This is a genomic window from Ruegeria sp. AI2 (assembly GCF_056541275.1).
Genome location: NZ_JBQFYB010000001.1, coordinates 185,698 through 208,853 on the forward strand (window position 1 = coordinate 185,698; position 23,156 = coordinate 208,853).

Annotated in this window: 20 protein-coding genes; 6 read left to right on the forward strand and 14 right to left on the reverse strand. The window is 60.7% G+C overall.

Annotated features, from left to right (window positions below):
• Nucleotides 1-5: 5 nt before the first annotated feature.
• Together recN and ACR0LL_RS00945 are read left to right on the forward strand one after the other, a co-directional pair.
• A complete protein-coding gene (gene recN / locus ACR0LL_RS00940; RefSeq protein WP_480583059.1) occupies nucleotides 6-1,655 on the forward strand; it encodes a DNA repair protein RecN in 1,650 nt (549 codons plus the stop codon).
• A gap of 99 nt (nucleotides 1,656-1,754) precedes the next feature.
• Nucleotides 1,755-3,440 carry a chloride channel protein gene (locus ACR0LL_RS00945; protein ID WP_480583062.1) on the forward strand — a complete coding sequence of 562 codons (1,686 nt, stop codon included), beginning with the start codon at nucleotides 1,755-1,757 and terminating at the stop codon, nucleotides 3,438-3,440.
• Between the two features lie 59 nt (nucleotides 3,441-3,499).
• On the opposite strand, the gene ACR0LL_RS00950 is transcribed toward ACR0LL_RS00945, so the two are convergent.
• The 4 genes from ACR0LL_RS00950 to cobS form a co-directional block, all read right to left on the reverse strand.
• Nucleotides 3,500-3,841, reverse strand: coding sequence for a DUF427 domain-containing protein (locus tag ACR0LL_RS00950; protein WP_480583065.1), 342 nt, complete (start codon nucleotides 3,839-3,841; stop codon nucleotides 3,500-3,502).
• Nucleotides 3,842-3,904: 63 nt separating this feature from the next.
• Complete coding sequence (locus tag ACR0LL_RS00955; RefSeq protein WP_480583067.1) at nucleotides 3,905-5,695, reverse strand: aminopeptidase P family protein; 1,791 nt, start codon at nucleotides 5,693-5,695, stop codon at nucleotides 3,905-3,907.
• Nucleotides 5,696-5,776: 81 nt separating this feature from the next.
• A complete protein-coding gene (gene cobT, locus ACR0LL_RS00960; RefSeq protein ID WP_480506269.1) occupies nucleotides 5,777-7,654 on the reverse strand; it encodes a cobaltochelatase subunit CobT in 1,878 nt (625 codons plus the stop codon).
• Nucleotides 7,655-7,776: 122 nt separating this feature from the next.
• Entirely contained in the window at nucleotides 7,777-8,763 is a 987-nt protein-coding gene (gene cobS / locus ACR0LL_RS00965) for a cobaltochelatase subunit CobS (protein ID WP_209504507.1), read from the reverse strand.
• Between the two features lie 101 nt (nucleotides 8,764-8,864).
• Here cobS and ACR0LL_RS00970 point away from each other — a divergent pair, with 101 nt between their 5' ends.
• From ACR0LL_RS00970 to ACR0LL_RS00980, 3 genes are all read left to right on the forward strand, one after another.
• Nucleotides 8,865-9,071, forward strand: coding sequence for a hypothetical protein (locus tag ACR0LL_RS00970; protein WP_480583071.1), 207 nt, complete (start codon nucleotides 8,865-8,867; stop codon nucleotides 9,069-9,071).
• 139 nt (nucleotides 9,072-9,210) lie between these two features.
• Nucleotides 9,211-10,101, forward strand: a complete 891-nt coding sequence (locus ACR0LL_RS00975) for a Hint domain-containing protein (RefSeq protein ID WP_480583074.1) — start codon at nucleotides 9,211-9,213, stop codon at nucleotides 10,099-10,101.
• Between the two features lie 182 nt (nucleotides 10,102-10,283).
• Nucleotides 10,284-11,279: an esterase-like activity of phytase family protein gene (locus ACR0LL_RS00980; RefSeq protein ID WP_480583077.1), complete on the forward strand. Its 996-nt coding sequence runs from the start codon at nucleotides 10,284-10,286 to the stop codon at nucleotides 11,277-11,279.
• On the opposite strand, the gene ACR0LL_RS00985 is transcribed toward ACR0LL_RS00980, so the two are convergent.
• The 3 genes from ACR0LL_RS00985 to ACR0LL_RS00995 form a co-directional block, all read right to left on the reverse strand.
• Nucleotides 11,276-12,061 (reverse strand): hypothetical protein, encoded by a 786-nt coding sequence (locus ACR0LL_RS00985; RefSeq protein WP_480583080.1) that lies wholly within the window; start codon nucleotides 12,059-12,061, stop codon nucleotides 11,276-11,278. The two genes, ACR0LL_RS00980 and ACR0LL_RS00985, sit on opposite strands and share 4 nt — an antisense overlap.
• Before the next feature lie 101 nt (nucleotides 12,062-12,162).
• Nucleotides 12,163-12,711, reverse strand: a complete 549-nt coding sequence (locus ACR0LL_RS00990) for an NYN domain-containing protein (protein WP_267365904.1) — start codon at nucleotides 12,709-12,711, stop codon at nucleotides 12,163-12,165.
• A gap of 132 nt (nucleotides 12,712-12,843) precedes the next feature.
• The gene (locus ACR0LL_RS00995) at nucleotides 12,844-13,470 is read right to left on the reverse strand and encodes a DnaJ domain-containing protein (protein WP_267365905.1); all 627 of its coding nucleotides are present in this window, start codon (nucleotides 13,468-13,470) and stop codon (nucleotides 12,844-12,846) included.
• A 106-nt stretch (nucleotides 13,471-13,576) separates the two neighbouring features.
• On the opposite strand from ACR0LL_RS00995, the gene ACR0LL_RS01000 reads away from it, so the two are divergent.
• Nucleotides 13,577-13,831 carry a BolA family protein gene (locus ACR0LL_RS01000; protein ID WP_267365906.1) on the forward strand — a complete coding sequence of 85 codons (255 nt, stop codon included), beginning with the start codon at nucleotides 13,577-13,579 and terminating at the stop codon, nucleotides 13,829-13,831.
• Between the two features lie 9 nt (nucleotides 13,832-13,840).
• On the opposite strand, the gene ACR0LL_RS01005 is transcribed toward ACR0LL_RS01000, so the two are convergent.
• From ACR0LL_RS01005 to pepN, 7 genes are all read right to left on the reverse strand, one after another.
• On the reverse strand, nucleotides 13,841-14,917 hold the full coding sequence (locus tag ACR0LL_RS01005; protein WP_480583083.1) for a PLP-dependent cysteine synthase family protein: 1,077 nt from the start codon (nucleotides 14,915-14,917) through the stop codon (nucleotides 13,841-13,843).
• Nucleotides 14,918-15,078: 161 nt separating this feature from the next.
• Nucleotides 15,079-15,510, reverse strand: a complete 432-nt coding sequence (locus ACR0LL_RS01010; RefSeq protein WP_480583086.1) for a DUF4177 domain-containing protein — start codon at nucleotides 15,508-15,510, stop codon at nucleotides 15,079-15,081.
• A gap of 80 nt (nucleotides 15,511-15,590) precedes the next feature.
• Nucleotides 15,591-16,847, reverse strand: coding sequence for a peptidase T (gene pepT, locus ACR0LL_RS01015; RefSeq protein ID WP_480583089.1), 1,257 nt, complete (start codon nucleotides 16,845-16,847; stop codon nucleotides 15,591-15,593).
• 147 nt (nucleotides 16,848-16,994) lie between these two features.
• On the reverse strand, nucleotides 16,995-18,506 hold the full coding sequence (gene gatB / locus ACR0LL_RS01020; protein ID WP_267365910.1) for an Asp-tRNA(Asn)/Glu-tRNA(Gln) amidotransferase subunit GatB: 1,512 nt from the start codon (nucleotides 18,504-18,506) through the stop codon (nucleotides 16,995-16,997).
• A gap of 81 nt (nucleotides 18,507-18,587) precedes the next feature.
• Nucleotides 18,588-19,847, reverse strand: coding sequence for a hypothetical protein (locus tag ACR0LL_RS01025; protein ID WP_480481823.1), 1,260 nt, complete (start codon nucleotides 19,845-19,847; stop codon nucleotides 18,588-18,590).
• 129 nt (nucleotides 19,848-19,976) lie between these two features.
• Nucleotides 19,977-20,405 carry a hypothetical protein gene (locus ACR0LL_RS01030; protein ID WP_267364279.1) on the reverse strand — a complete coding sequence of 143 codons (429 nt, stop codon included), beginning with the start codon at nucleotides 20,403-20,405 and terminating at the stop codon, nucleotides 19,977-19,979.
• Complete coding sequence (pepN, locus tag ACR0LL_RS01035) at nucleotides 20,402-22,954, reverse strand: aminopeptidase N (RefSeq protein WP_480583092.1); 2,553 nt, start codon at nucleotides 22,952-22,954, stop codon at nucleotides 20,402-20,404. The genes ACR0LL_RS01030 and pepN overlap by 4 nt, the downstream gene beginning before the upstream one ends.
• Nucleotides 22,955-23,156 lie beyond the last annotated feature (202 nt).

Consider the following 23,156-nt stretch of genomic DNA (forward strand, 5'->3'; position numbering starts at 1 on the left):
ACCCGATGCTGCGCGCCCTTGATATCCGCGACATGCTGATCATCGACCGGCTGGAACTCAGTTTTCAGCCGGGCCTGAATGCGTTGACCGGCGAAACCGGCGCGGGCAAATCGATCCTTCTGGATTCTCTGGGGTTTGTTCTGGGCTGGCGCGGGCGGGCCGAACTGGTGCGGCAGGGTGCGGCGCAGGGCGAGGTTGTGGCCGAGTTCGAGCTTTCCGCCGATCATCCCGCACATGCGATTTTGGCCGAGGCGGGCTTGCCGGGCGGGGATGAGCTGATCCTGCGCCGGATCAACACCGCCGAGGGGCGCAAGACCGCCTGGGTCAATGACCGCCGCTGCTCGGGCGATGTGCTGCGGGCGCTATCGGAAACCCTGATCGAACTGCACGGCCAGCACGATGACCGCGGGCTGCTGAACCCGCGTGGCCACCGGGCCATGCTGGACGATTTCGCCGGGGTTTCGGACCGGCTTACATCCGTTCGTGCGGCCTGGACCGACATGTCACGCGCCCGCAAGGTGCTGGCCGAGACCGAGGCCGCTCTGGCTGCCGTCCGAAGTGAGGAAGATTTCCTGCGCCACGCGGTTGCCGAGCTGGATCAGCTTGATCCTCAGCCCGGTGAGGATGCCGAACTTGATGCCCGTCGCCGCATGATGCAGGGGGCCGAGCGTATCCGCGATGATGTCGCCCGCGCCTATGCCATGCTGACCGGGGACGGTGCCGAAGGGGCGATGTCCGACGCTATCCGCTGGCTGGAAGGTGTGTCCGGCAACGCAGGTGGTCAGCTTGACGAACCGATTGCCGCGCTGGGGCGCGCCATGATTGAGCTGGGCGAGGCGCAGGATGGCGTGAACACCTGCCTTCAGGCGCTGGACTTCAACCCCTCGGAACTGGAACAGGCCGAGGAACGCCTGTTTGCCATCCGCGCACTGGCCCGCAAACATGACGTGGCCCCGGATGATCTGGGCGCGTTTGCCGACACTCTGCGCACCCGCCTCAACCAGTTGGAAGCAGGCGACGCCGACCTGGCAGACAGGCGCGCCGCTTTGGAGGCGGCACAAAAGGCTTATGATAATGCCGCCGCTGACCTCTGCGCGGCCCGCGCGGCGGCTGCGGGGCGGCTGGACGCTGCCGTCATGGCGGAACTGGCCCCGCTCAAGATGGAACGCGCGGTGTTCCGGACCGAACTCACCCCGGCGGAACCCGGCCCCGAAGGGACCGACGCGGTGGCCTTTACCGTGGCCACCAACCCGGGCGCGCCTGCGGGGCCGCTGAACAAGATCGCCTCGGGGGGTGAACTCAGCCGCTTCCTGCTGGCGCTCAAAGTGTGCCTGTCGGGCGATGACAGCGCCCGCACGATGATCTTTGACGAGATTGACCGCGGCGTCGGCGGGGCCACTGCCGACGCGGTCGGGCGCAGGCTGGCGTCATTGGCACAGGGCGGGCAGGTGCTGGTTGTCACCCATTCCCCGCAGGTCGCTGCCCGTGCGGCGCATCACTGGCGGGTGCAGAAACAGGTCACGGACGGGCAAACCCTGTCCACCGTCATCCCTCTGGCCCAACCCGACCGGGTGGACGAGATTGCGCGCATGGTGGCGGGCGACACCATCACGGACGAGGCCCGCGCCGCCGCCCGGGCCCTGCTGCAGGCCTGATGCGCCCGTGGCACGAATTGGCTTCACACTGTCGCTATCTCACTTTTATATGGGCGCTCCGTGGCTTACTAAGGGTTAAGTGATGATCCCCGAGGGCCAATGACCCAATCGACCCGCACCGTTCTGCGCAACCAGTTCAATCAGGCTCTGGCCGCGATCAAGGATGCGTGGCGGGTCATGCTGCGCCGGGGACCAAGCCAGATCCAGTTCTGGTTCATTGCGCTGGCCATCGGGATCGCGGCGGGTTTCATGGCGCTTGGCTTCCGCAAGGCCATTAGCGCATTACAGGCCTATCTGTACGACACTAATGATATCCTGCTGCTGCACAGCCACGCCGAGAAACTGCCATGGTTCATGGTCCTGATCATTCCCATCTTCGGTGGTCTGGTCGTTGGCGTGATCCTGAACCGGTTCACCAATGATGGGCGCGTCCGGTCGGTTGCCGACGTGATCGAAGGTTCGGCCATCACCGATGGGCGGGTCGAAGTCAAGGCGGGCATCGCGTCGTTTTTTGCCTCGCTGATCACGCTCAGTTCGGGCGGGTCAACAGGCCGCGAGGGCCCGGTGGTGCATATGGCCGGAGTGATTTCCACATGGGTCAGCAACCGCATACACGCGGATGGGATCACGGGACGTGACCTGTTGGGATGTGCCGTCGCTGCGGCCGTTTCGGCCAGCTTCAACGCCCCCATCGCCGGGGCCTTGTTCGCGCTCGAGGTCGTGCTGCGCCATTTCGCCGTTCACGCCTTTGCTCCGATCGTCATCGCCTCGGTTGCCGGAACGGTGATCAACCGGTTGGAGTACGGCGACGTTACCGAGTTCACGCTGGAGACGCCGGGATCGCTGCAATTCTATGTCGAACTTCCCGCCTTCCTGATCCTTGGCCTGATCTGCGGATTTGTCGCGCTGCTGCTGATGCGGTCGATTTTCTTTGCCGAGGATATCGGCAGCCATATCCAGAACCGCCTGTCGATTCCGGCCTGGCTGCGCCCGGCCGTGTCCGGGGCGATGTTGGGGCTGATGGCGATCTGGTTTCCGCATATCATCGGCGTGGGGTACGAGACGACAATTCGCGCCCTGACCGGTGATCTGGTGCTGACCACGGCCATCCTGTTTGCGGTGATCAAAACGGTCGCGGTGGCGATTACCATGGGAGGGCGCATGGGGGGTGGGGTGTTCTCTCCGTCTCTGATGGTCGGCGCGTTGACCGGGCTGGCCTTCGGTCTGATCGCCACCGGGCTGCTGCCGGATGTGTCGGGCACGCATACGCTTTATGCCTTTGCCGGAATGGGCGCGGTGGCCGCAGCGGTGCTGGGCGCCCCGATCTCGACCACTCTGATCGTGTTTGAACTGACCGGAGACTGGCAGATCGGCCTTGCCGTGATGGTGACTGTATCCATATCCACCGCATTGGCGTCGCGCCTTGTGGACCGGTCGTTCTTCCTGACCCAGCTGGAACGCCGCGATGTCCACCTGGCCGCCGGGCCGCAGGCTTATCTGCTGGCGATGCTGCGCGCCGGGGCGGTGATGCGCCCCATCGGGGATGACCGCTCAATCACTGCGGACGAGGCGCGCGCCTTGATCGAACAGGGCCTGTGCATTCAGGCCAGCGCCACGCTTGAGGCCGCGATGCCTTATTTCGACCGCGATGACATACCCTGCATTCCGGTTATCGTTCTGGAACAGGACGGGTCCGAGACACCCGTCGGCGCGCTCTACCATGTCGACGCGCTCAAGGCGTACAACCGGGCCCTTGCAGCCACCGCGGCCGAGGAACATTCATAAGACTCCCGCCACCGGGGCAAGCGTTCCCAAAGCCTCCGCTGAAACCCTGTCCGGCGCCTCTAGATCTGCTCCACCTTCACCGAGTCTACCGGATAAAACGCCAGATATCCCTTGATCTCGGCCACGGCGGAAATCGGATCCTCATAGCTCCAGACCGCGTTTTCGGTCACCGAGGATTTGTTGACGATGGAAAAATGCGTCGCGTCACCCTTGCCGGCGCAATGCGTCACCTTGTCGGTCTGGTCCAGAAACGCCATCGCAACATCGCCGCGCGGAAAGTAAATCACCGGAGCTTTGTCGCATTCGTGCAGTTCCAGCGCGTTGCTCGTTTCGCCCAGAATCGCACCGCCCGAACGGACAGTCCATTTGCCCGGTGCTTTTTGGATCGTGATCTCAGTCATCTCTGGTCCTTCCGTCGACGTATTGGGGCCTCTCCTCTGCCCGTTCTATGTAACAGGCGGGTGTCAGATCGGCGCAGTTGCGGCATCCAACCACAGTTGCGCGTCATGTCCCAGCCTTGGGCGGATTTTTTCCGCGACGTCGCGATGATAGGCGTTCAGCCAGCCGCGCTCGTCAGGCGTCAACATATCCACCATGATCAGCCTGCGGTCAATTGGCACAAATGTCAGGGTGCGCCAGCACAGCATCGCGCGTTCCGCATCGCCACCGGGCAGGGCCGGGGCTTCTTCCACAACCACAAGGTTTTCGATGCGGATGCCAAAGGCCCCTTCGCGGTAATATCCCGGCTCATTCGACAGGATCATGCCGGGTTGCAGCGGGACATGGCTGACCTTCGACAGGCGCTGAGGCCCCTCATGCACGCTCAGATAGGCCCCGACGCCGTGTCCGACACCATGGTTGAAATCCTGCCCCGCCGCCCATAGCGGCGTGCGGGCCACGCATTCGATATCGCGCCCGGCCAGCCCTGCGGGCCAGCGCAGCATCGACATGGCAATCATGCCCTTAAGCACGCGGGTGAAGCAGGTCTTTTCCTCCGCCCCGACAGAGCCGATGGCAAGCGTCCGCGTGATATCGGTGGTGCCATCCAGATATTGTCCGCCACTGTCCAGCACCAGCAGATGACCGTCCTGCAACCGGCTGTCGGTCTCGTCCGTCACGCGGTAATGCATGATCGCGCCGTTTGGTCCTGTCCCGGCAATGGTATCGAACGAGATATCCTGCAACACGTTGTCCCTGCGGCGGTTGTCTTCCAGCCGCGTGACCACCTGCGTCTCGGACAGGCTGCCGGGGGGCTGTGCGTCCAGCCAGCACAGGGTTTCGACCACCGCCACCGCATCGCGCAAATGCGCCTCGGCGATGCCCGCGATTTCGGCCGGGTTCTTGCAGGCCTTGGGCAGGGCACAGGGGTCGCCGCCATCCACCATGGCATCACCCAACGCGTCCGCCACGATCTGCGGCACCGTGCTCAGATCCACCTGTACCACACCGTCCAGCGCTGCCACCGCGTCCAGAAACTCCGCAGGGTGGCGCACCGTTACCTTCGGGTCCAGATGATCCTGCACCTCCAACAGTTTTGCCGCAGCCATGAACAGATCGACCCGGCCATCGTCATGCAGGATCGCAAACCCGTGGGCCACCGGATTATAGGCGATATCCGACCCCCGAATGTTCAGCAGCCACATGATCGAATCCGGCAATGTAATCACCGCAGCCTTTCGTCCGGCCTGCCGCAGGTCTGCGGCCAGTCGGGTAATCTTGCTGTCAGCGGTTTCGCCCGCAAACTCGATCGGATGCGCCTTGACCGCCTGCATCGGCGGTTCAGGCTGGTCCGCCCAAATGCGGTCCACCAGATTGCCGCAGCGCACCAGTTCGATGCCTGTGCCCTCAAGCTCGCCAAGCGTGGACGAGATTTGCCCTGCCGCGTGCAACCACGGATCAAAGCCCACCTTACCACCACCGGGCAACTGCGCTTTCAGCCATGTACTCAGGCTGATGTCAGGCCACGGCACCGGCGTGAACACATCCGCGACCTGCGCCTTGACCTGCGTGCGATACCGCCCGTCGATGAACACAGCGGCCATGCCGGTCAGCGCAGCACAGAACCCGGCTGATCCCGTAAACCCGGTCAACCAGGCCAGACGCTCATCCCGCGGGGCCACATACTCGCCCTGATGCGCATCCGCGCGCGGGATCAGAAACCCGTCCAACCCTTCGCGCACCAGCTCCGCGCGCAACGCAGCCAGACGCGGCGGCCCCTGCTCGGGCCGCGCGGTCACCTCAAAGGACTGGAACATGCTACACCTCCCTCAGCCGGGCGGTCGATCTCGCCGCCTTTTCATCTTTTGGGAAATACTCCCGCCGGAGGCAAGGCCAGCCTAGCTGACCTTCTTCATCCCCATCACCCGTGCCCGCGCCCGCGGATCACTGTCAAACAGGGCCGCCAGTTGTTCCGTCATCGCACCGGCCAGCTGTTCCACATCGGTGATCGTCACCGCACGGTCGTAATACCGGGTCACATCATGACCGATGCCAATCGCCAGCAGCTCGACCATCTTGCGCTTCTCCACCATGGCAATCACATCGCGCAGGTGCTTTTCCAGATAGTTGGCGGGGTTCACGCTCAAGGTTGAATCATCAACCGGAGCCCCATCCGAAATCACCATCAGAATCTTGCGCTGCTCGCGCCGCGCGATCATCCGGCGATGCGCCCATTCCAGCGCCTCACCGTCGATGTTTTCCTTCAGCAGGCCCTCTTTCATCATCAGGCCCAGATTGGGCCGCGCCCGCCGCCACGGCGCATCGGCGCCCTTGTAGATGATGTGGCGCAGGTCGTTCAGACGGCCAGGTTGCTGCGGGCGGCCATCGTTCAGCCATGCCTCGCGCGCCTGACCGCCTTTCCACGCCCGCGTGGTAAAGCCCAATATCTCGACCTTCACATTGCAGCGTTCCAGCGTCCGCGCCAGAACATCGGCGCAGATGGCGGCGATCGAAATCGGACGACCCCGCATCGACCCTGAATTGTCCAGCAGCAGCGTCACCACCGTGTCGCGGAACTCGGTGTCTTTTTCGACCTTGAAACTCAGCGGAGTGGTGGGGTTCGCGACCACACGTGCCAATCGGCCCGCATCCAGAATACCTTCCTCGCGGTCGAATTCCCAACTGCGATTCTGTTGCGCCTGCAACCGACGTTGCAGCTTGTTGGCCAAACGGCTCACCGCGCCTTTCAGCGGTTCAAGCTGCTGATCCAAATAGGCCCGCAGCCGTTCCAGCTCGGCCGGTTCCGCCAAATCCTCAGCGGCAATCTCTTCATCATGCGTGCTCAGATAGACCTTGTAATCCGGGTCGGCCTCGGATGCGGGCGGCGGGGCAGGCGGCTCCAGCGGCGCTTCGCCATCAGGCATCTCGGCCTCGTCACCAAGCTCATCCTCGGCCATCTCGTCCATCGAGACCTGCGCCTGAGATTGATCCTGCTGCTCTTCCTGCGTCTGCTCAGGCGTCGCATCCGCGTCCTGCTCGTCCTGATCATCCTGACCGGTGCTGTCGGGATCGGGTTGTTCCTCGGCGTCGTCCTCGGCCTGATCCTCCTGCTCGTCGTCCAACTCGTCGGGGTCATCACCCAGCTGGTCGCCATAGCCCAGATCCTTGATCATCTGGCGCGCGAATTTGGCAAACTCCGCCTGATCCGACAGCACGTCATCAAGGTTTTCCAACACGCCACCGGCCTGTTCCTCGATGAACCCGCGCCACAGGTTCATGATGTTCTCGGCCGCAGGCGGCAGATCGCGCCCGGTGGCCAGATGCCGGATCAGATATCCCGCCGCCACCGACAAGGGCGCATCGGCAGGCTGCTTGCACTGGTCATATCCGCGCCGGATCGCCTCATGCCCGATCTTGACGTCGATATTGCTGGCAGTGCCGGGCATATCCCGCGCGCCCATCGCCTCGCAGCGCGCCGTCTCCATCGCCTCGTACAAGTCCCGCGCCATATCCCCCGGAGGCGCATAGCGCGCATGGGTTGCGTCATCATGATACCGGCGCTGCAACGCCAAAGCGTCCGCCGTGCCGCGCGCAAGCAGAACCTCTTCCCGCGTCATACGCCGAGACACCTGCGGCAGCCGCATCGACTCGCCCGACAGGCCCGACGGATCGACGGTGTACGAGATGTTCAGCTCAGGATCATCGGCCATGACCTTGGTGGCCTCGGCCAAGGCCTTCTTGAAGGGATCGGCAGGGTTGTCGTTCTTCTGTGCCATGTCCTTAAGCCCTCATCAAAGTGACCTGCCCGGCGCGGAAAACAGTAACGGATCCGACTTCATCTGGCCAAAAAATATCCCCGCCGGAGGCATTGCGCCCGGAACGGGCGCAATCCGGGCGCTTAGCCCAAGCTCGCACTCGCCGCGCTTTCCGGCAATTCCTCGTCAAAACAGCGCTGATAGAACTCGGCCACGGTCTGACGTTCCAACTCGTCGCATTTGTTCAGGAACGACAGGCGGAAAGCATAGCCCACGTTGCGGAAGATCTCGGCATTCTGCGCCCAGTTGATCACGGTCCGCGGGCTCATGACAGTGGACAGATCGCCATTCATGAAGGCGGTCCGGGTCAGATCGGCCACGGTGACCATCTGGCTGACGGTCTTGCGCCCCTCGGCGGTGTTGTAATGCGGCGCCTTCGACAGCACGATCATCGTCTCGGCGTCATGGCTCAGATAGTTCAGGGTCGAGACCAGCGACCAGCGGTCCATCTGCGCCTGGTTGATCTGCTGCGTGCCGTGATACAGGCCCGTGGTATCGCCCAAACCCACGGTGTTTGCGGTGGCAAACAGGCGGAAACACGGGTTCGGCGTGATGATCTCATTCTGGTCCAGCAGGGTCAGTTTACCGTCATGTTCCAGCACCCGCTGGATCACGAACATCACATCCGCACGGCCCGCGTCATATTCGTCGAACACGATGGCGACGGGGTTGCGCAGGGCCCAGGGCAGAATGCCCTCGTGGAATTCGGTCACCTGTTTGCCGTCGCGCAGTTTGATCGCGTCCTTGCCGATCAGGTCGATCCGGCTGATGTGGCTGTCCAGGTTCACGCGCACAGCGGGCCAGTTCAGGCGGGCGGCGACCTGCTCGATATGGGTCGATTTGCCGGTGCCGTGATAGCCCTGAATCATCACCCGGCGATTATGGGCAAAGCCCGCCAGGATCGCCAATGTCGTCTCGGGGTCAAACTTGTAGGTCGGGTCGATGACGGGCACACGGTCGGTGGCTTCGGCAAACCCTTTGACCTTCATATCCGTCTCAATGCCAAATACGTCACGGACCGAGATATCTTCGGTGGGTTTTGCGTTTACATCGATCGATCCGTCAGCCATTCGCCTTGTCCTTATCCTTTGGCCCGTATTGCCGGGTTTGAACCCGTGTGTGGTGCAACATATTGCGGGCAAGGGCAAGGGAAAGCCGCCCGCTCGGAAAGGTGAGCAGGTTTTTCTTTCAAACTGGCCCTATTGACGCGCGGGTGATCCTCAACTGCGACGGGTACAAGGCACAGATCACGCTGCGTTCCTCAATGACAGCGCGGCCTGATCGGATGCAGATGCCGAACCATGTGTCCGAAATGCTGCATGCAGGTGGGCATTCGGCAAACTATATGTTGTGGAAAGTGACCTTATCAGACATATAAAATGGTCTTATGGGGCGTTTTATAAGTGATCGGGTGTTGGTGAAACGGGAATGCCGGGTGCGGCTCCGTCTGCAATGTTGCTCTGGGTCGAGTGATCAGCAGGCGTCGATATCTGCCAGCATGGCCTTGGTGACGCCCGGTGGCATTTAGCGTTCTTCTCCATACGGCCAAGAAAACGGGCCAGGACAGCCTGATTGTCCAGGATACGACACAATCCGCGATCATCAGCGGGTCGATGGTGTCGTTTGACGGGGGCGCGACTTTCCAGCCTTACACCTATCTTGGTCAGGGAAACTATCGCGGAACCGGACAAACCGGAGAGTTCATTCAGGTCGGCGGACAGATTTACGCCTGGGATGCCAATAACCCAACCGGTCCGATGACCACGGGCAACTGGAAGATCACCCCGAATGATCTGAACCCGACCGATCCGCCCTGTTTTGTTTCGGGCACCCTGATCGAAACGGATTGCGGCCCGCGCCCGGTCGAGGATTTGGCTGTGGGCGACCGGGTTTGCGTGGCCGGTGGGACCACGCTGCCCATCGAATGGATCGGCAAACGAACACTCAGCGCGCAAATCCTGCGCATCCGGCCCCAATACAACCCGGTTTGCATCCGGCGCGATGCGTTGGGCAAGGGTCTGCCGGACAGGGATCTTTACCTTTCTCCGCAACACCGCGTCGTGCTGGGGGGCTGGCGGGCCGAGCTTTATTTTGGCGCGCCAAGCGTGTTCTGCGCGGCCATTCATCTGGTCAACGATGATACCATCCGGCAGGTGACGACGGACGAGGCGGTGACATACTACCATATCGCCTGCGCCGAACATGTGATCCTCACCTCGCACGGTCTGCAAAGCGAAAGCCTGTTTCCGGGCGACATGGCGCTGAAATCGCTGCACCGCGACGATGTCGAGGAACTGCGCGCGCTCTTTCCGGGGTTGCTTTCAGACGCAGGACCGCCCCCCCAAACGCGCCTAAGCTGCCTGACCGGGCGCGAGGCACGCGCGTTGCGCAAATCATACGTGGCCTAGGGCAGCCAGGCTTCAGTCACAGCACAACACCCTTTTGCTAGAGCCTCTAACGAAACACGCAGGGCCTGAGGCGGCGAGATTTACCGCAGGTCGGGCTCAATTCAGTTGAATGTCCCGGTATCGTCTGGAATCAAGAACATGGATCGCGAAACAGCAGGTCGCAACACTCCCGGAGGCGGCGCATGCCCAAGGCATCGGTTCTCACCAAGATCAGGCGCAACGCCTTTCCCATCGGTTTGGTACTGGTCGCGCTGGTTGGTGCCTTTGGCCTGTTCCTGACCTTCGTGCCGCTGCCCGTTTCCAAAGTCGAAGAGGTGGGCGTTTTTGTCTGGGATACCTCCGAAAACGAACGCAGCGGCGGCTTTTCCGGGTTGGAGGTTCAAGGCAATGGGCTCGACTTCATCGCCTTGTCGGACCGAGCCGCCTTTCAGCGCGGCCGCTTTCAGCGGCAGGAGGGGCGGATTGTCGGCGTCTCGGACATACACCTTGACCGTCTGGTCAGTGATCTGGGGAATTACTCGTCCGCAGATTCCGAGGGTTTGGCTTTGGCATCCGACGGGCGTCTCTTTGTCTCCATCGAGGGATCCCAGGGTCTCAACCTGTTTTTGCCGGGGCATAACGACTCCGCCTGGGTACCGGCGCCGAAACAGGTCGGGCGGCTATCGTACAATAAAGGGCTGGAATCGTTGGCGATCGATCCGGATGGCAAACTGATCGCTATCCCCGAGCGCTGGCCAGAGGAAGACGGAGTGGTCCCGCTGTTTCGCTCCAGTGTCGCTGCCACCGAAATGGTCGTAACGCTGATCCCGCTGAAGGGAACCGACAAAAACGAAGCAGCGGTGAAAACCGACTGGGATATCCCGTTTTACATGCCGGTCACGCCGGGATTCGACCCTGTCGGGGCGGATTTTGGCCCGGATGGCCGCCTGTATGTTCTCGAGCGCAGATATGTCTGGCCTTTGGGCGTCGCCACCCAGATCCGAAGCTTTCTGTACACCGAAACAGGTTTGGAAGACGCGCAACTGCTCCTGAGGACACGTCTGGGGGCTTACGACAACCTCGAGGGGATATCGGTATGGCGCGACGAAGCAGGTGACATACGCATATCCGTGATATCCGACGACAATTTCAACTGGTTTCAGGAAACCGAAATTGTCGAGTTCCGGCTCAGACCTTAGGTCGACAACCCACCCATTGCCCAATCGGCATGGGTCTCGATAACACTGGCTACGGACAGTGCCTTTTCCGCGATATCCTTCGGAGTGTCCTCGGCGAACGCGATGCGGGTCATTCTGTCGTGCATCGCTTCCGAGGTGTAAAACTCAAAGGCCCGCGTATTGCCGGGGCTGTTCCAGAATGCGGTAATCCAGATCGAGTCCCGCCCCGGAATACAATATGCACACCAATCGCGCCACAGACGCAGCACCAATTCGGTATCCGGGCTTGCGGCGACCTGTTCGAACAGCGACTCCAGCGGCCATCCTGCCAGGGCGAACATGCAAAGCGTATCGTCTAGGCAGCCGCGTTCCCGTTCCATTTCGCGTTTCAGATATGCACGCTGGAACCGGTCCAGAACCTGCCATTCCTCGGGTGACCAGTTCTCTGGGTTGCCGGTTTCAAACCGGTTCAGGCTCACCTCCAGCCCAACGCTGGCGGGGTCTTCGTCCATGGCCAGAATCTCAAGGATCCGGGGCAGCAGGTACCCCCATGTGTCGCGGGCTATCCCCGCAGGATCACAAGCGGCAAAGAACCAGTCCTGAACGTAATGCAGGGGAAGCTCGGCAACGGGCGGTGTAAAGAAATCCGCCTCAATATCGGCGTCCATGCAGCAGCCTTCGCAAACCTCGATACTGGTCGGCTTTGGATAGGCGAAAACCCTGTAGGCTTCGCTGACGATGTCAGAAAACAGATGATCTGGCGGGATCTTGGCTTTTGGCGGTTTCTGCTCTTTGCGTGCCACGGTGCTTGCATCCAAAACGGTTATTTCGGGGCAGGGGCCCGTCGGTATCATTCCTGAACGCTACGAAACCGGGATCGTTGCGTAAAGCTGTGGACGCGTGGTCAAAGCGAAAACCAAAGCTCGTCTTTGCGAAAACCACCTTTCACAAGGCGATCCGCTTTCAACACATCCGGAAACTCGTCCTCCCAGTCGCGGAACCTGTCATTTGTCACGATACGCGCCCTGCTGTCCCGCGCCGCCTGCAAGATCAGCGGATCTGCCGGCGTGCCTTTGGGCGCGACCATGACCCGCTTGGCCCGCAAGCCCAGGGCGCGGCTCAGCGCCCGGTCGTTCATGTATTCCCCTTCGACCTTGTACCCGACATTCGCATCGAACACGACGCCCGGTTTGAACCCGGCTTGCTTCAGGCTGGCCAGAACCTGCCGCAACGTCGCCAGATCCGGGGCGCCGTCTTTCCAGTGCATCACGTTCGAACCGTCCACGATGATCCACGTGTTGGCCCTGCGCCAGTCGAACCATGCCCGGATCAGAAGGATCGTACTGGCGAACACACAAAGCAGGGACAAAAGGAACAGCCAGTCCATCTCGGTTGGATAGAACTGCGCCACGACCAGCCCGCAAAGCGAGGCAAGCAACAGTAAGAAAGGCATACGCACAGTGGATGCTCCGGGAAAAGCTCTGGTTCTATTCCCTGCCACTATCGCGGGAATTGAAACGGGTTTCCAGACAGCATCCTCACAATCGTTTCAAACTGTGTAAACAACTGGCGATTGAAGGCGGCCTTACTTGAAATTCCGGCTGTCCTTGATCTGGTCCCAGGCCCAGACGACCTCTTGCAACTGCTCTTCCTGCGACCGGTCGCCGCCGTTCATGTCCGGGTGCAACACCTTGATCAGCTTCTTGTACGCTTTGCGCACTTCGGTCTTTGACCAGCTGTCATTGGCCTCCAGAATCTCGATCGCGCGGCGTTCAGTGGGGGGCAGGCGACGTCCACCACCACCCGAGGTGCGCCCCTTGTTCTGCGTGCTGTTGGCGCCCAGAACCTGATGCGGGTCCTCAATGCCCAGACGGGCCCAGGCGCGCGCCTCCGGGTCTCCCATCGGCTTGGTCTCACGTTCCCAAACCTTGTCCTTCGAGCGCTGCGCGTTCAGCTCGGCCTCGGTGGTGCCGTCGAAGAAATTCCACTTCTGGTTATACTCGCGCACGTGCTGCTGGCAGAACCAGAAATAGTCATCCAGCACATCCGGTGCCTTGGGAGCGCGGAACTTGCCCGGCTCGTCACACCCGTCGTGATCGCAGATCCGGACCGAGGTCTCGGACGCGCCCGACATGCCCCGGCGCCCACGCGGGTTCTTTTTCTTGGCGCTGGAAACGGACATATCGAATCCGAAGGGGTCTGATTTCGCCATGCTCTATCCTCACGAACGCATCTTTTCGACTCGGAGGCAGCAGTTTAGTCTAAGCAGCCGAAAGTAGAAGAGGGGAGCGGCAAAAATTTTGCCGCTGAGCAAAAAAATGAGCGTGACCGACGAAATCCGAACCTGCCTGCAAGCCGCCTTTGACCCGCATGAACTTGACGTGATCGACGACAGCGAAAGCCATCGCGGCCATGCAGGCCACAGGGAAGGCGGCGAAAGCCATTTCAACGTCCGCATCCGCGCCGCCGCGTTTGCGGGTCAATCCCGCGTCGCCCGCCACCGGGCCGTGCACAAGGCGCTGGGCGACATCGTGCCCCGCATCCACGCGCTGGCGCTGGATATTGGAACCTGACGCTGCGCCTTATTCCGCGCTCATCTGTGCCGACGGGGTCGAGGCCGAGATCGCATATTCCTCATCCGTCATGACGTCTTCGATCCCCTCGAACAGAGGCGTCGACAGGTAACGCTCGCCCGTATCCGGCAGCATCACCAGCATGACCGATCCCGGGGCTGCGGTTTCGGCCAGCTTCATCGCCACCGCAAAGGTCGACCCGCCCGAGATCCCGGTGAATATCCCCTCTTCCGAGGCAAGGCGGCGCGACCACTCAATCCCTTGCGGCCCCGGAATAGGGACCAGTTGGTCGTAATAGGAATTGTCGATGGCTTCCTGAAGGACCCATGGAATGAAATCCGGTGTCCAACCCTGAATCGGGTGCGGCTCGAAATTGGGGTGGCTTTCGGTGGGCTGGTGATCGTCGTTGCGCGTATTCACATAGCCTGACGACACGATGGCGGCATTAGCCGGTTCGGTCAGGATGATTTTCGTATTGGGCCGCTCTTTGCGCAACATGCGTGACACCCCGGTGACAGTGCCGCCGGTGCCATAGCCCGTCACCCAGTAATCCAGCTGCTTGCCTTCGAAATCCGCAAGGATTTCCCGCGCGGTCGTATTCTCGTGAATATCGGCATTGGCAGCAGTCTCGAACTGGCTGGCCAGAAACCACCCGTTTTCCTCGGCCAGTTCCTTGGCCTTGGTATACATGCCGAACCCCTTTTGTGCCTTGGGGGTCAGAACAACCTTCGCGCCCAGAAAGCGCATCAGCTTGCGCCGCTCGACCGAAAAGCTTTCGGCCATCGTCACGACCAGCGGATATCCCTTGGCCGCACAGACCATGGCAAGCCCGATCCCGGTATTGCCCGACGTCGCCTCGACAACCGTCTGGCCGGGTTTCAGCCGCCCATCCCGTTCTGCCGCCTCGATGATGTTCAGCGCCAGCCTGTCCTTGACCGACCCCGCCGGATTGAACGCTTCGAACTTCACATAAACGGTCACATGTTCCGGCGCGATCCGGTTGACCCGGATACAGGGCGTGTCGCCGACTGTATCAAGGATGCTGTCATACAGGCGTGCCCGCCCCTGTGTCTGCCGAATACCCATTTCAAAGTCCCTCCCGGTTGTCCGGCTAACATGCCACAGATTTCGCTGGGTTGATAAGCACATATCGCGCCCGCAGCGCCAAACCTGCCCGCGGGCGGGCTGATCAATCTGCGGTGCACACCGTGTTGCAGGTGTGACCGCGGGTCAAACCTTGATCCGTCTCAGGCGTCTTTCTTGTCGCCCGCGGTATCCGTATCTTGGTCAACCTGTTCCCGGCTTTTCAACGACAAAGGCGGCTCATTCGCGTCTTCCGAAATTGGTTTCGGCGCGGCCACCACACCGGGGCCGGGGATCGGTTGGGCCAATGGGGTGTCGTCAAACTCGGGTACGTCTCCGATCATCGACGCATCGACTTCCTCGGCCACGACCCGCCGAAACACCAGCACATTGCGCCAGTTTGTGGTCGATCCGGTCAGGCCCGAGCGTTCCTCGCTGGGCAGCAGCTCGGCGCGCTGGTATTCCCAGCCGTCCTGCGCCATCTGGTTCAGAACCTGTTCGACCGAGACCGCAAAGCGGCCCTCGGCCGTTTTCACGCCCTTGGCTTTCACGCCCTTTTGCGGCGCGGGGACGACCTTGTACTCAAAAAGCTGCATCAAGTGTTCCTAAATACCTGTTCACGCCAACTTACCACGCTGACCCCCGGGTGAAAGAGCCGTCGCCCGACCGGCGGTTTTCAGCCCTGATTATTGCCGCCAGCCTGTGCCGCCTTGGTCACAACCGACAGGCACAGCTCGGTCGCCACTGCCATGTCCTGCACCGATATCCACTCCAGCGGCCCGTGAATGCACTGCATTCCGGTGAACAGGTTAGGGCAGGGGGTACCGAACTCGGTCAGGCGCGACCCGTCGGTGCCGCCGCGGATCGGGACCGACAGCGGCTCGATCCCCAGCTCGCGGCAGGCGTCGCGCGCCAGATCAACCGGTGTCATGTCGTTTTCCAGCCAATAGCGCATGTTCCGGTATTGGTGGCTGATATCGCAGGTGATGGTCGCGCGCGGTTCCGTGGCCTGCACGGCGGCACAGACCTGCCTTACGATGTCACGTTGGGCCTCAAGGCCCTCCATCTCAAAATCGCGCAGGATCAGCTTGATTTCCATCTCGGACGATCCACCGCTCATGTCGGTGACATGGATGAACCCGTCGCGGCCATCGGTTGTTTCGGGCGTCATGGTGGCCTGCGGCAAGGTCTGCACGATCTTCGCCGCCAGATGGGCTGCGTTCACCATCTTGTCCTTGGCCAGTCCGGGGTGGATCGATACCCCCTCGATCCGGATCACGGCACGGTCGGCCGAAAAGCTTTCATATTCGATCTCGCCCACTTCGGCACCGTCCAGAGTATAGGCGAAATCCGCCCCCAGATCCTTGGGCAGCTGTTCGGTAACGCCGCGCCCGATCTCTTCATCCGGGGTAAAGGCAATGCGGATAGGCCCGTGCGGGATATCCGGGTTTTCGATCAGATGCCGGGCCATAGTCATCAGGATCGACACCCCGGCCTTGTCATCCGCGCCCAGCAGGGTGGTACCCGATGCCGTGATCAGATCATGTCCGATCTTTTCGGCCAGATAGGGGTTCTCGTCCGGAGACAGCACCAGATCCGGATCGTCCGGAAAGGAAATGTCGCCACCGTTGTACCCCTTGATCACCCGCGGCTTGACGCCCGTTGCATTGAACTGGGGGGCCGTATCCACATGCGCCAGAAAGCCTACCGTCGGGCCGGGTGCGGTGCCGGGGATGGTCGCGATGACCACGCTGTCACCTGTCAGCGTCACATCGCTGGCGCCGATCTCGGTCAGTTCCTGCTTCAGCAGGTTCAGCATGTCGAACTGTATCTGTGTGCTCGGCGTGGTCGCCGAGGTCTCGTCGCTCTGACTGCTGATCGCCGCGTAACGCACCAGCCGATCTTCGAGTTCCTGATCAAATCTGTTCTGCATGATACCTCACCTCTCTGGGTCGGAAGAAAGGGTGCAATCACAGGCGAAGTCAAGCCGATGAGCTGACCCCATTTCTTAAGAAATCGTGGAAATCTGATTGTACAAACCTGACAGTTGCCACTGGCAGGCTTGTACAAATTGTAAGGTTCAGGAACTCAGCTTCTTGCTGACCAAATCGTTAACGGCCTTCGGGTTGGCCTTGCCGCCGGTCGCTTTCATCACCTGACCCACGAACCACCCCGCCAGTTTCGGGTTCACCTTGGCCTTCTCGACCTGCGCTGGATTGGCCGCGATGATCTCGTCCAAAGCGGCCTCGATCGCGCCGGTGTCGGTGACCTGTTTCATTCCGCGATCCTCGACGATCTGCGCCGGGTCACCGCCTTCAGTATAGACGATTTCAAACAGGTCCTTGGCGATCTTGCCCGAGATGGCATCAGAGGAAATCAGGTCAATGATCCCACCCAGCTGCGCCGGAGAAACCGGCGACTCCGTGATGTCGTGGTCTTCTTTTTTCAGACGTCCGAACAGCTCGTTGATCACCCAGTTCGCGGCCAGTTTGCCATTGCGGCCCTGCGCGACCTCTTCGAAATAGGCCGCCGATTCCACTTCGGCAGTCAGCACCGAAGCGTCATAGTCGGTCAGGCCGAACTCACTGATAAAGCGCGCTTTTTTGTCGTCAGGCAGCTCTGGCAGATGGGCGGCGATATCGTCCACCCATGCCTGTTCGATCTCCAGCGGCAGCAGGTCGGGATCGGGGAAATAGCGGTAATCATGCGCTTCTTCCTTGGACCGCATCGACCGGGTTTCGCCCTTGTCCGGATCATACAGGCGGGTTTCCTGCTCGACCTTGCCACCGGCTTCGACAATGGCGATCTGGCGGCGGGCTTCGACCTCAATGGCCTGCTGGATGAACCGCATCGAGTTCATGTTCTTGATCTCGCAACGGGTGCCCAGATGCGAAAAGTCCTGTGTTTCCTGATATTTTTCATAAGCACCCGGCAAACAGATCGAGACGTTCACGTCCGCCCGCAGGTTGCCGTTCTGCATGTTGCCGTCGCAGGTGCCCAGATAGCGCATGATCTGGCGCAGCTTGGCGATATAGGCTGCGGCCTCTTCCGGGCCGCGAATATCAGGGCGGCTGACGATCTCCATCAGGCAGACACCGGTCCGGTTCAGATCGACAAAAGACATGTGCGGGTCCATGTCGTGGATTGATTTGCCGGCGTCCTGCTCCATGTGGATACGTTCAATCCGCACCATGCGCGCAGTGCCGTCACCCATCTCGACCAGAACCTCGCCTTCGCCCACAATGGGATGATAAAGCTGGGAAATCTGGTAACCTTGCGGCAGATCAGGGTAGAAATAGTTCTTGCGGTCAAAGGCCGATTTCAGATTGATATCCGCCTTCAGGCCCAGCCCGGTGCGCACCGCCTGTTCCACGCAGAACTCGTTGATCACCGGCAGCATTCCCGGCATCGCCGCATCCACGAAAGCCACGTTCGAGTTCGGCTCGGCCCCGAATTTGGTGGACGCGCCCGAGAACAGCTTGGCATTGGATGAGACCTGCGCATGCACCTCCATCCCGATTACCAGTTCCCAATCGTGCTTGGCCCCGGCAATGGTTTTGGGTTTGGGCATTTCGTATGTCAGGTCGAGCATGGCGCGCCTCATTTCCGCAGAAGTCTAAGCCTGCGTATTAGGCCCGGCAGGGCCTAGGGGCAAGGGGGAATCCTGACGCGTTCAGTTCTTGGAAAACTGCAGACCGGACGGTGTGAAGGTCACATCCTTGCCGCTGCGCAGTTCGTCCCGGAACAAATCCGAGATGGCGCGCAGTGCGTCGCGCTGACCTCGCGCAGCAAACCGCTCGGGCGAGTTGATGCGGACCGAGTTGTTGAACCCGTTGGCGGCATGGGCCCAGATCAGGGGGTGAAGCTCGGTCAGGTGATCGCGGATCAGCCAGTTTGCGGTGTCGCGCATCTGAGCGCGGACATTGTCTGCCTTTTCGTTCAGCCCGTGACCATTCTGAATGGTGATTGCACAATAGGCCGACAACATATTGATCATCTGCTGGTCAGGGCGCAGACCGACGATATCGCGTAATCCTTCAAGGAAATACTCGACATCGACCTGCGCGCAGGCCTCTTCGTCCAAAGCGATGGCATCGAATTGCACCCACGTATATCCACCAGCGCCCCAGATATCCTGTGTCCGGACGGCATTGCGCAAGGCCTGCAATTCCAGTTCCGCGTAGCTGCCGAACCACCGGGGTAATAGATGGCTGCCCATCGCGCGCATGTGACGCTGATTGCGCGGATCCAGCGTGATCAAACGCTCGTACTCATCGGCAACGCGGGCGTTTGATTTGCGCTGCCCGGCCAACAGGGCACAACCGGCGGCCGCAATCAGAGGGCTGTCTGGTGCATCCGCCTTGCACTTGGGCAGGATCGCAGCGGCCCGGTCGAAATGAGCGGCACACCGCGAACGGTGCAAGGGTGGAAGGGCCGTGTCCGTGGCGTTCCCGCGCCAGGCCCAGGCCAGGTCGATATGGGCCAGCGCCACAACGGCAGCGATCATCGGATCACCAGGATTGTCTGACAACTCGCCTTCCAGTTCCGAAATACCACCCAGCAAATCGTAATCGGATATGGCCTTGCCGTCCGACAGCGCATGTTCCGCAGCCAGAACCACGTCAGATCGGGCCCCGAACGCCAAAAGATCGGCAATCGGCATACCATCTGATACGGCGGCACGATCCTGATCCGCTGCACGCATTTCATCGGACAACTCGGTCCAGCGATCCTGTCTGGCCAGATAGCGCCCATGTTCGATTGTAGAATGTCCAATCAGATTGTCGCAATTCGACGTTGCAACAGGAATGTTGAGCTGCCCATGTTCAGGCAGGGCAGCGGCCAGCGCAGATTTCGTTGCGCACAGATCTTCTGAGGCGTCCGTGGGATTGGATATGGGCTGGGCAAACAGCGCCCTTAACGACCGAAACATGGTAAAACTCAAAACTGTAAAAACACTTAACTGAGTCTGAAGTCTGGCGAGGTATCAGGCTCAATTCAAGTAATTTGCTTAATAAACTTTGTTTTTTGTGTCCAATGCGCCCTTAGATCACGCAGTGTTTCAGAAAACAGTGAAATGATGACGGTTTACGCGAAAACCTGCCTGTTTCAGAATGGTTTCCAGATCCCGATGCGGCGGCAGAGACTCATCTGGCAGCCGGATTCGTTTCCCGGATTTCAGGACGATGGATACGCGAACGGAAAAGTCCCACCGGGTGTCAAATCGGAAATGGTCGATATCCCGCATCGGGATATCTCCCTTACGATTGCCCGTGAACCAGCGCACCGCATCCCGGTCCAGATGCACGCCAGCGCTGGTATTCTGGATCACGTCCCAGATTGCGGGGAGAGTGGCAAGAGACAGCAGGCCAACAACCCACCAAGCCGCGTCGAACAGGATGACCAGCGCCAGCAGGGCCGCGTAGACACTGGCCAGAATGACCAGTGTTCGTGTGTTCCGGTTGCGGCGGGTAAAGCTGTAGGGTGTCATGCGCCGAGGATGCGGGATACCATTTCCGTCGTGTCGCGCGACAGGTTCGGTGTTTCTGCAATGCGAGAAAGCTGCGCGCGCATCTGGCCCTGACGCTCGGCGTCGTACCGTTTCCAGGTCTGGAAGGCGGCACACATCCGTGCCGTGGTTTGCGGGTTCACAGGATCAAGGCGGATCAGCCAATCGGCCAGCAGGCTGTACCCGGCACCATCCGGCTGGTGGAACCCTGCGTGGTTCATCGCCAAGGCCCCCATGACAGCGCGGAATCGGTTCGGGTTCTTCCAGTTGAAATCGGGATGCCCGGTCAATGCCTTTGCCGTTTCCGGTGTCGCCTCGGGGGCGGCCATGGTCACCTGCAAGCCTAACCATTTGTCCATGACCAGCCGGTCATGATGCCATTGGTCATAGAAGGCGGTCAGCTGGGCCTCGCCCTTGCGGGCGCGCAACAGGCAGGACAGGGCTGTCAGTTGCAGGGTCATGTTATCCGCTTTGGTATATACAGCGGCCGCCATTGCCCCTCCGTCCAGACGAGAGGTCAGCGCCAATGCCGCGCTGCCAAGGGCGCGTTTGCCGGATTGCTCGGCATCCGGGCTGTAGGGGCCATCCACCAACGCCTCGCTGTGCAGTCGGGGCAGCAGATCCTGCACGTGCTGTGCCGTGGCCTGCCGCAGCGTTTCGACCGCCGACCAGATTGCCATCGGATCGGGCGTCTGGCCGCGTTCATGCAACGCCGCAGCCAGTTCGGATTGCGTCGGCAGCCCAAGCATCAAGGCGCGATAGGCCGGGTCCAGCGTGTCGTCGCGCAGCACGGCCAGCAGCCCGTCAAGGTAATCGGCGTCCGGGGTTGCCTCGTCCAAGATCATCCGCAGCAAGGTGTTTTGCGCCAGCGATCTGCCAGCCTGCCAGCGGTTGAACGGATCTGTGTCATGCGCCAGCAGAAACGCGCGTTCGGCGTTTGACTGATCGTGTTCCAGAATGACCGGTGCCGAGAAATCGCGCAGGATCGAGGCTGTGGGCCTTGTCGCAAGCCCGGTGAACTGAAAACTCTGCTCGGCCTCTGTCAGTTCCAGCACTTCGGTCGCGCGGACCTCATCCCCGTTTGACCCCAGCAGGCCAACGGCGACTGGGATCACCTGGGGCAGCTTCTCTGCCTGACCCGGTGTGGGATCGGTGCGCTGTTTCAGCGTCAGGGTATAGGTCCCGTCGGCCCAATCTTCAGATACGGTCAAACGCGGTGTGCCCGACTGGCCGTACCAGCGTTTGAACTGGGTCAGGTCGCGGCCCGTGGTGTCTTCGAACACTTTCAGCCAATCCTCGATCGTGCAGGCCTGCCCGTCATGGCGGTCAAAATAGAGGTCCAGCGCCTTTGCATAGGCCTCATCCCCGACCAGCCGTTTTAGCATGCCAATGACTTCGGCACCTTTTTCGTAAACGGTGGCCGTGTAGAAATTGTTGATCTCCTGAAAGCTTTCGGGCCGGACCGGGTGCGAGAGCGGGCCGTTATCCTCGGGGAATTGCCGCGCGCGCAGGTCGATGGCGTCGTGAATGCGTTTCACAGGGCCCGAGCGCATGTCGGATGTGAACTGTGCATCGCGGAAGACGGTCAGACCTTCTTTCAGACACAGCTGGAACCAGTCGCGGCAGGTGATGCGGTTGCCTGTCCAGTTGTGGAAATACTCATGCGCGATGATCGCCTCGATCCGTTCGAAATTGGCATCGGTCGAGGTTTCAGGACTGGCCAGAACAGCCGAAGAGTTAAAGATGTTCAGCCCCTTGTTTTCCATCGCGCCCATGTTGAAGTCATCGACGGCGACGATGTTGAAGACGTCCAGATCGTATTCCCGGCCATAGACATCTTCGTCCCATTTCATGGACTTCTTCAGCGCCTCCATACCGAAGGCGCACTTGCCTTCATCCCCCGGACGCACCCACAGGTTTAACTCAACATCCCGGCCTGATCTGGTGGTGAACCGATCAGGATGGGCCACAAGTTCCCCAGCGACAAGCGCAAACAGATAGGCAGGCTTGGGCCACGGGTCGGTCCATTCGGCCCATCCTTCGCCCTTGCCCGAGGGGTTGCCGTTCGACAGAAGAACCGGCAGGTCGCCATTGATACGCACGGTAAAGGTGGACATGACATCGGGGCGATCCGGATAATATGTGATCTTGCGGAAACCTTCCGCCTCGCACTGGGTGCAATACATGCCGTTCGACATATAAAGCCCCTCCAACGCCGTGTTGTTGCCCGGATCGATCTCAACTTCGGCTTCCCAGAGGAACGGGGTGTCGGGAACATGGACGGTCAGGCCCTTGTCCGTGACATCAGGCGAAACTTCGGTTCCGTTGATGGACGCGCGGATCAGGTTCAGATCCTCGCCGTGCAGAAAAAAGGTGCGATCGGTCGCGTCGGGGTTTGGACGAAACGCGATACGCGACGTGACTCGAGTGGCATGTGCAGACAGATCGAAGGTCAGGTGCACGCTGTCCAGCAGATAACCAAACGGAGTGTAGTCTTTCAGGAAGATCGTGGTGGGGGCAGCGTCGCGCATGGGGGCCTCGCATCGGTTCGTGTCTGGCGCGACGTTAGGGGCATCGTTCCAGAGCTGCAACTGGCCCCCGCCATTCCCTTGATGTTTTTGAAACAGCTTCCGTTCGATCCGAATAACCCAAACGCTAAGTCGAAAGTTGCCTATCGGAAACTTTCGGCCTAAGTCACTTACGCATACAATGGCACACAATCGCAGGAGAGCA